Raw genomic sequence first — 8791 nt, 5'->3', positions numbered from 1 at the left:
CCCCCCGCCCCTCTTTCTCCCCCTCCCCCCGCCCCGCCTCGCACCGCCCGTACGAAGGAGCCCGCACCGATGGCCGCCAAGACCTCGACCTCCGCCGCCCTGGACTGGGGATGGCACCACTCCCCCGCCACCTCCGCCGCCCTGGTCGCCGGAGGCGCCTACGCCGTCGCCGCGACCGGCTCCGTCACCGGCCTGCCCCCCGCCCACGCCCTCCTGGTCGCCGGAGCCGGAGCCGCCGCCCAGGCCGCCGCCGACCTCTACCAGCGGCGCCCCGGCGGCCACACCGTCGCCCGCTGCGCCGCCTGGCTCACCGCCGGCGGGTGGACCGCCTCCGCCCTGGCCGACCACACCCCCCTCACCTGGGGCATGACCGGCTGGTGGGCCGCCGGAGCCGCCGCCGGGATCACCCTGGCCCGCGGCCTGGTCCAGGCCGAAGAGACCGCCCGCACCGAACGCCACCAGCGCAAGCTCCAAAAGTGGGCCAACAAGCGCGCCAGTGAATGGCACGACCGCCTCCACCGCCTCTTCCGCCTGGAAGGCCACCAGGTCGACGGCGTACGCCCATGGAAGGGCGGCGTCGGCTACACCGTCCTGGTCACCATGCCCTCCGACACCCCCGAACTCCCCGCCGACGCCGTGCGCAAGCTCGCTGTCGACCTGCGCCTGCCCAAGGGCGGCGGCATCGAGATCCGCGACGGCGAGACGTACGGGCAGATCCTCATCCGGGTCACCGCCCAGGACGTCCTCGCCCAGCAGATCGACCTTCCCGACGGCCCCGACGACACCACCGTCACCAGCATCTACGGCGGCCTCCCCCTCGGCCTCAAGCCCGACGCCGAAGAGGCCCGCATCGCCGTCGTCGACGACTGCGCCCTCATCGTCGGCCAGGTCGGCTCCGGCAAGACCAACACGATCAACGTCGCCAACGCCGGGGCCCTGCGCACCAACGACACCGTCGTCATGCACATCGACGTCACCGGCGCCGGGATCTCCCTGCCCTGGCTCCACGCCTGGGCCACCGACGGCAACGCCCCCGTGCCGCTCATCGACTGGACCGCCGACACCATCGAAGAGGCCCACATCCTGTGCGACGTCGTCATCGCCGGGATCGGCGCACGCAAGTCCGGGCACCAGGACCAGCTCGTCGACGACGACAAGCTGAAGGTCACCCACGACCTGCCCGAGATCCTGATCCTCGTCGACGAGATCGCGGAACTCACCCCCAAGCTCCTCAGCAAGCTCGACACCATCGTCAACACCGGCCGCGCCGCCCGCGTCCGCGTCGTCGACTGCGGGCTGCGCGCCACCCAGGACGTCATCACCGCCGCGATGAAGAAGCAGTCCCGCGTCCGGGTCGGCATGCGCGTCTCCGACCCCGAGGAGCTGAGCCACCTCTTCCCCACCGGCGGCGCCCGCATCAACCCGAAAGCCGCCCCGTACAAGGGCTGCGGCTTCTACTCCTCACCCGACGCCGACGACGTCGTCTCCGACCCCACCGCGTTCAAGGCATACCGGATCACCCCGAAGCAGATCCGGGCCCTGTCGGTCACCTACGCCGACCGCCGGCCCCCCCTGGAAGACGTCTTCCTCGACACCGAACCCGCCCAGTACTACGCCAGCCGGTGGGGCCGCATCCTCCCCCGCATCTACAAGGGCAAGCAGCTCGCCCCCACCACCCACCCCTACACCGACATGGAGATCCTCCACCCGCCCATCGACGAGTTCACCGGCATCCCCAACACCGGCCTCCTGGAGGACAACGCGGACAGCACGGCCGGCCCGCGCGCCGCGAGCAGCTCCACCACACCGGCCGCGACCGCCACGGCCCCGGCCGAGGCACCGCCCAAGCGGTTCGGCTCCGACCTGCTCTCCGACATGCTCGCAGCCGCCCGCACCATCGACGGCAAGCACGACCAGGCCGCGCCCGGCGACGCCACCGTCATCGAAGCCGACTTCGGCCGCGTCATCCGCCAGGCCGGAGCACCCCAGGACCGGCCCAGCCCCATCCCCCAGCTCCTGACCGACGCGCACCAGCACATCGTCGCCGCGGGCGGCCGCATCCACACCGGCGACCTCGCCACCCGCATGGGCACCGACCCCGTCGCCCTCGGAACCGAACTCAACCGGCTCCTGCGCGCCGTCGGCGTCGAACGCCCCGGCAAGGGCAGCGTCCGCGCCGGAAACGACGGCGAGTCCAAGGCCGGCTACCTCGCCGAGACCCTCGCCGCCGCAATCCACGCCTACGCCACCCGCAACACCCAGTAACCACCATCCACGCTGTGGGCGGCCCACACACCGCCCACCACACCCCTCCCACGCCCTGTGGGCCCCCCACAGCGCGTGGGAGCCCCTGACCTGCATGTGGACCCGTGGGCCGCCCACACCACACCCCCCGCCGAACCCCCGAAAACCGCCCCCCAGGGCACCCCGGCCCTCCCCCGGCACCACCGTGGGCGGCCCACACCACACCCCCCAACCAGTCACCCAACGTGAAGGAACACCGCGCTCATGGGCATCACCATCTCCGCCGTCGTCCTGCTCCTGGTCGTCGTCGCCATCCTCCTGCGCACCGGATCGCTCCGCTTCGGACCCGCCCTCGCCGCCGTCCTCCTCGGCTTCTTCCTCGCCTCCACCGGCATCGCCCCCGCCGTCAACAACGCCCTCTCCAGCCTCGCCACCGCCATCGCCCAGATCACCGCCTGACACCCCGGAGACCCGCCATGAACACCACCCGCACCCCCGGCACACCCACCCCCGCACCGGCCCCGCCAGTCCTCCCCGACCGGCTCCCCCTCGACCCGGCCGACGCACGCGACCTCCTCTCCGACGAGCTCTACATGGCCCGCGTCTGGTCCCTGATCCGCCGCGAGGAAGAAACCCGCGCCACCCTCCAGCCCCCCGCCCCGCCGGCCCCGGCCCAGTCCTCGGCTCCGATGCCCGCGGCCTTCACCCAGCCACCCGCCCCCACACGAGTGCCCGGATGGGTCTGGCAGTACAGCGCGCTCACCCTGTCCACCGGCGGCCTCATCGCCCTCACCGGCATCGGGATCGGCGCCGCCGCCCCCGGACTCGCCCAGCTCGACGACATCCTCGCCGCCGCCGGACAGGCCCTCATGTCCTTCGCCGCCCTCGCCTTCCTCGCCGCCCTCGTCCTCGCCGCCAGGCCGACCGGCCGACGTACCACCGGCAGCGGCACGACCGTGAACATCCGCAAGGCCGTCATCAAGCGCAACCGCATCTACGGCTGACCCGGCCACCTGCCCGGCCCTCACCACCCCCGGCCACCGGACGGTGAGGACCGGACAGGCTGCCCGGCCTGCCCCATACCGAGAAGGGACACCTCATGACCGCCGAAAGCCGTGACGAGACGATCCGCTACACCGCCGACGTCGTCCTCCTCGCCGCCGGCCACGTCCTGCTCATCCAGCGCCGCTGGGCCCCGCACGCCGGATCCTGGGCGCTGCCGGGCGGTCACGTTGACGCCGGGGAGGCCTCCCTCCAGGCGGCCGTGCGCGAGCTTCAGGAGGAGACCGGCATCACCGTCCCCGCCCACGACATGCGGCAGGTCGGCGCGTTCGACGGCCCCGACCGCGACCCGCGCGGCCGGTACGTCACCGTCGCCTACACCGCGACGCTCCCCGAACCCGCAGCCCCGACCCCGCTGGACGACGCGGCCGACGCCCGCTGGTGGCCCCTCACCGCCCTCCCGGACCTTGCGTTCGACCACGCCGACATCCTCACCGCCACCGCCCGCTGACCCGGCCGCCCGCCCGGCCCTCACCCCCCGGACCAACCGGGGTGGTGAGCACCGGACAGGCCGCCCGGCCTGCCCCGGCTCCCATCCCCGATCGAACGGAGAACATCACGTGGCGGTCATAGGCGTCCTGACCGAGCCGACCCCCCCCGAGCTGGTGGAAAGCCAACCGGCACAAGGCCTTCGGGGTCATCGGACTGCTCCTCGGCTTCCTGCTCTGCCAGCAGACCAGCGGCGGCACCCACGAGCAGCGGCCTCAGCACCCGCGCCCCAGCCACAACACCCCCGGCCCGATCGGCCACTGACACCTGCCATACCAACCGCCACACGCACTGGGTCCCCGCCGACGGCGAGGACCCAGTGCATTACCGACACCTGGAGACCTCCTGGTCCTTCCCGCCAGCACCGCCGATGGCCACCCCCGCCCGATGCCGCCGTGCCACCTGCCCGATACGTGGGGCCAGTGATGACCAGTCACGAGCGCGAGGACCTGGTCGACATCGACCCGCGATCGCCCTGATCCCCGCGAATATGCATCCCCGACCTGACGGCTTCACACCTGGATCAACGTCACGAAGAAGGCCCGCACCCCCTTAGGAAGGGGGTGCGGGCCTTCTTCGTTTCTCAGGGTCAATCACAGGCAGGCACGCGGCTGACTGCTCTCGCCGTCAAACTCGCGGCTAGACAGAGGCCGATGCCCGACTGGGGCTGTCACTGTCGCCGAGCTTGTCCAGAAGGAGTTCCGCGACAGCAGCGAGGTCCGTCGGTGCAAGGAACCCGACCAACGCCTCCACCACCTCAGTAGGCGATGCGGCCGCCGAGAGCACCAGTCCCGGGGAGGTGCTGCCCCCCTGGGCATTAACGGCGTTAACGGTTTCACGAGGCGCGGCCCCCCCGGGGCCCGGACCCGCTTGGGTATTAACGCCGTTAACGGTTCCAGCGGACTCACTCCCATCTAGGCCCCGGCTCGCCTGGGTATTAACGGCGTTAACGGTCGACCCGCTGGTGCCGGCCTGAGCGCGTTGCCCGCGCTGGCGCGGTGTCCTGGGGGCCTCCATGACCTTCGTCGCCTCAGCGGCCTGCTCCGCCTTTGGCATCCTGCCGATGCGGCGAGCCGGTTCGACCTTCAGCTCCCCGGACTCGACCTTCTGCTGCAAGTCCGGCGTGAGCTCCAGTAGGGCGAGGCGCTGAGACACCCAGGCAGGTGTCTTGCCAAGGCGCTTGGCGACCTTCCCCTGGGATCCGTGGACCCCCACCAACTCCTTCAAGGCATGGGCCTGATCAAGGGGCGCGACGTCCACACGATGCACGTTGGCGATCAGTGCGGACTCCAGGATGTCAGCCGCGGTCGTGGCCAACGCGTCGTTGACGTCGATCCGCAACTCATCGAGATCCGCTGCAATGGCAGCCGCGAGCCGACGGTTGCCATCGATGACCACGTACCCGGCCTCACCAAGCACATCTTCCTGACCGGGATGGGCCAGAAGGAAGGCTGCCCGGCGCACCACAGTGACGGGCTGGATCTGGCCGCGCTCCCGGAGCGACGCAGCGGTCTCCTCAATCTCGGTGAGTTCCTCCCGAGGGTTGAAAGGATTGTGCGCGAGCTCCTTGAGAGCCACAGCGGCCGGGGGACGCTTCCCCTCCCCGTTGATGATCTGCTGCCGGGTCCGTACCCGCCGAGGTGCCGGCTTCCCGGCGCCCCGACCATCATCTTCGAGGCTGAAGCCCTGAGTGACCCGGGCCGGCTTATCAGTGCTCATACCGCCAGTTCCTTCGCCAGATCACGCATCGCCTGAGCGTGCTCGCTGTCCGGGGCATACTCCAGCAAGGGGATCTCCCCGTCAGCTGCCTCACGCCCTTCCTTGAGATCACCGATGGCGGCCAGAACCGCAGGAGAGGTACTGAGCTCCCACTGGTCCTTGTTCGCCTTCACCAGCTTTCCCCGCCGACTGTCGTAGGCGTTGACGACCAGACCCAGGTAGTCGACTTGGATGCGACCCTTGCGACACAGGTCGTCCTTCTGCGACTGGAGGAGCCTAAACGCGCGGTGGCTGGCCTTGTTCGCCCACACCGGCGTGATGACACCCGATCGGTCGGCGAGCTCGCCGTCCCGCCGGCGCACGTAGTACAGGGCCGTGTCCATGTTCAGTCCGAGGCTGGGCGGCCCGTCGATGATGATGACGTCGTAGTCCGCTTCCAGCGGCTCCAGCGCACGCTCCAGCGCGGCCTCGCTGAAGGACACCTTCGACAAGGCCACATCCCGCAAGAACGCATCGTCCGACGCGGGCAGAAGATGCAGACGCTCGCCGAAGCGCTCGTGGTCCAGCGCGACCAGGAGGTCACCGATGTGGCCCTTGGCCGTGCCGTCCATGTGCATCAGGAGCGTCTCGACGTCGTCCTCATACATGACGTCCTCGAAGCCGAGCTCGGCCGTGAGATGCCCCTGAGGGTCGTAGTCGACGAGCAGAACCCGGTGACCGGCCTCGGCCAAAGCCTGGGCCATGCCACTGGAGATGAACGTCTTGCCGACCCCGCCCTTCTGATTCGCCACTATCACTCGCACCACCGGCTGAGACACCAACGGAGCGGTGGGCGATGGGTGGTTGTCGAGCCAGAGAGTGAGGGCCTGCGCCAGGCCCTGGATGTAGGTGACCCCACGATCCGAACAAGCCGCCTTGAACCTGTCCGGTTCACCGACCGGAAGGAACGTGCCCCAGGTCTTCGCTCCGTCCGTCTTGGCCTCGGGCAAGTTCTCTGCCGAGTACCAGGCGTTGATGGCGTGCTCGGTCGCGTCCTGGATGTCCATACCGTGCTCGAACGCCCGGATCTTCAAGTGCCTGCGCAGTTTGGGAGTGAGAGCAGTGATTAGCTTCTCTCGCTCTCCTCTGGGACTAGGAATGCTCATGCGGCCAAACATTACTAGGTCAGTCATGCTGCGGAAGAGTTGCCACTCCCTGCATCACCCGCCCAGCAACGTGGCCATGCGCCGCGACGTCCGCGCTCCGTCCCGGGTGTGGCATTCCAGTGCCTGCTGTGATCACGATCGTGAGGGGAAAGACTCCCCCACCCCTTGAAGCCGAGAGCTCCGAAGGCCTGCTGACGGAGGCCCCGCCCAGGCGGGGACGCACAGTTGGAAAACCCTGACCAGGCATCTTCCAACCGCACCCGCCTCTTGGAACGGGCGCCGGGGTGTGCCTATCCAACCGTCCCGTTGGAATGAGTACGGCCGGATCAAGGCTGGATGCGAACAGTTCCCCACCTCGTACCGGGGCACTTTTCGAAGCCAGTTCCGGAGCGATCGTCAGGTGGAACGAGTGCAGCATCGACCGAGACCCACGTGGGAGGCACTTTTCCAACCCCGTCTGCCCGGCGGAACGCTGGGACAAGGCGGCCCCCAGCGGGCCCCTTGACCGTTGGAACGTCTGGCGGGCTGGTGGGAACTCGCCGGTGGAGTGGGCCGCCGGGTGGTGGTGCCGGACCGGCGAGGAGTGTTCGCCGGTCCGGCAGTGCACGATCATGCCGCACGTACCGGTCCCGGGCAGGGGAGGGTGGCCCCCGGTCCGCAGCCGGCATATATATAAGGCCGCCCGGTCGTTCGTGGTCTGGGGGGTGGTTGACGCCCCTACGATGCTCTCGTGACCACTCGCCGCGCCCTTGGCGTAGGACCCGAAGCTTCCGGGCCCAGCAGTATTCGCGCAGCCGAAGCCGATATCAGCGATGCCCTGCCCGGCATACGCCTGCCGGACCTTGTTGAGCTACGGGCGCGTGGGGTGGTCGGGGCCCGTCCTCCTGGGGTCGCAGGCACGCGTCGGGCCCTCGGGGTTGGTGCCGTGGACGATGAGGCCCCGCAGACCTAGAGCGCGGCTGCTGAAGGGCGGGCTCTAGCCCTGCTGGAGGCATCGTGATCGTTCAGTTCGTCGGCGGTCCGCTCGCCGGTCTCATGCTCGTGACTACCGGTGGCCCCTGGCTGGGGGAGTGGTTCACGGCCAAGGGCCGGGCCGAGTGGACGCTGCACGTCTCCGTTCCCCGTGACGCGGCGTCCGGGGTCGGTGTGCCGGAGGTACGGGAGACCGGGATGCTGCCAGTAGCTGACCGGCCCGGCCGGTGCCGGATAGGGTGCGGGGCAGACCGCGCCGTATGGGTGTGCGGGACAGGTCCGGGTCCCCGGAGTACGGCTCGGACCCCTGGTGCCGGCGGCAGCACTGCCGCCGGCACCAGGCCCCGGGCGCAGCCGCTCAGGCCCTGGGCATGGACGTGGCCGGCACCCTCGGTCCGCTCCCAGCGCTGTTCTGAGCGACGATCTCCCGCCCGCCCCCTTTGCACTGTGCGGGGGCGATCCGTGTAACCCCTTCTCTCCAAGGGGGGCGAGTCGAATGCCGTCGGGGCGGTGCGATCCGTCTCCGGGCGCCTGGGCTGGGGAGGACGAGGGCATGACGCGTCCGATGCTGCCGAAGACCGGCTGATGGTTCAGCCGGACTCCGAGGCCACCTCTTCTTCGGGCCGGACCGCGTCTGTGGGCAGCTGAGCTTCCACAATCTCCATGTTGGTGGCGTGCTCCCGGGAAGCGTCTGCTTCCTCATCCGCACCCGCCTGGGTATACGCCTGAGCGGACTGCTCCCAGGCCTCACGCACTTGACCCATATCCGCACCAGCGGCGGTCAACGTGGTGGCCAGCTCGCCCCACGCCTCACCCGTACGGAACCAGTCCCTTGCCGCCGCCAGCATCGCAGCAGCCTGCTTCCCCGCCACGACAGCCTCATCAAAGCGGCCCAGGCCCCGGTACGCGGTGCCGAGGTTGTTCCAGGCGATGGCTTCGCCGTGGGTGTCGCCGGTTTGTTGGTGGAGGTCGCGGGCGGTTTGGTGGGCGTGGAGGGCGTCGTCGAAGCGGCGCAGGTCTTTGAGTGTGGTGCCGAGGTTGTTCCAGGCGTCGGCTTCGCCGTGGGTGTCGCCGGTTTGTTGGTGGAGGTCGCGGGCGGTTTGGTGGGCGTGGAGGGCGTCGTCGAAGCGGCGCAGGTCTTTGAACCGTTCCGGGTTCGG

At 69.9% G+C, this 8791-nt stretch carries 7 protein-coding genes; 4 read left to right on the top strand and 3 right to left on the bottom strand.

Annotation, left to right across the window (positions count from 1 at the left end; translation table 11 throughout):
- Window positions 1–69: 69 nt before the first annotated feature.
- The 4 genes from AMK24_RS34055 to AMK24_RS30065 all read left to right on the top strand — a co-directional run bounded on the left by AMK24_RS34055 (window position 70) and on the right by AMK24_RS30065 (window position 3757).
- Complete coding sequence (locus AMK24_RS34055; protein ID WP_073772067.1) at window positions 70–2265, top strand: hypothetical protein; 2196 nt, start codon at window positions 70–72, stop codon at window positions 2263–2265.
- 243 nt (window positions 2266–2508) lie between these two features.
- Complete coding sequence (locus tag AMK24_RS30075) at window positions 2509–2703, top strand: hypothetical protein (RefSeq protein ID WP_073772066.1); 195 nt, start codon at window positions 2509–2511, stop codon at window positions 2701–2703.
- Between the two features lie 17 nt (window positions 2704–2720).
- Complete coding sequence (locus AMK24_RS30070; protein ID WP_073772065.1) at window positions 2721–3248, top strand: hypothetical protein; 528 nt, start codon at window positions 2721–2723, stop codon at window positions 3246–3248.
- Window positions 3249–3343: 95 nt separating this feature from the next.
- Window positions 3344–3757 carry an NUDIX domain-containing protein gene (locus AMK24_RS30065; protein WP_073772064.1) on the top strand — a complete coding sequence of 138 codons (414 nt, stop codon included), beginning with the start codon at window positions 3344–3346 and terminating at the stop codon, window positions 3755–3757.
- A gap of 677 nt (window positions 3758–4434) precedes the next feature.
- On the opposite strand, the gene AMK24_RS30055 is transcribed toward AMK24_RS30065, so the two are convergent.
- The 3 genes from AMK24_RS30055 to AMK24_RS30045 form a co-directional block, all read right to left on the bottom strand.
- Complete coding sequence (locus AMK24_RS30055; protein WP_073772062.1) at window positions 4435–5514, bottom strand: ParB/RepB/Spo0J family partition protein; 1080 nt, start codon at window positions 5512–5514, stop codon at window positions 4435–4437.
- On the bottom strand, window positions 5511–6560 hold the full coding sequence (locus AMK24_RS30050; protein WP_443333914.1) for a ParA family protein: 1050 nt from the start codon (window positions 6558–6560) through the stop codon (window positions 5511–5513). Before AMK24_RS30050 ends, AMK24_RS30055 begins: the two co-directional genes overlap by 4 nt.
- A 1661-nt stretch (window positions 6561–8221) precedes the next feature.
- The coding region (locus AMK24_RS30045; protein ID WP_143203750.1) for a tetratricopeptide repeat protein at window positions 8222–8791 on the bottom strand (570 nt) is incomplete at its 5' end.

It is taken from the genome of Streptomyces sp. CB02366 (assembly GCF_001905905.1).
In the GTDB taxonomy this organism is placed as follows: Bacteria; Actinomycetota; Actinomycetes; order Streptomycetales; family Streptomycetaceae; genus Streptomyces.
Note: the sequence above shows the minus strand (reverse complement) of the source record. Positions and strands in the feature narration are given on the sequence as shown.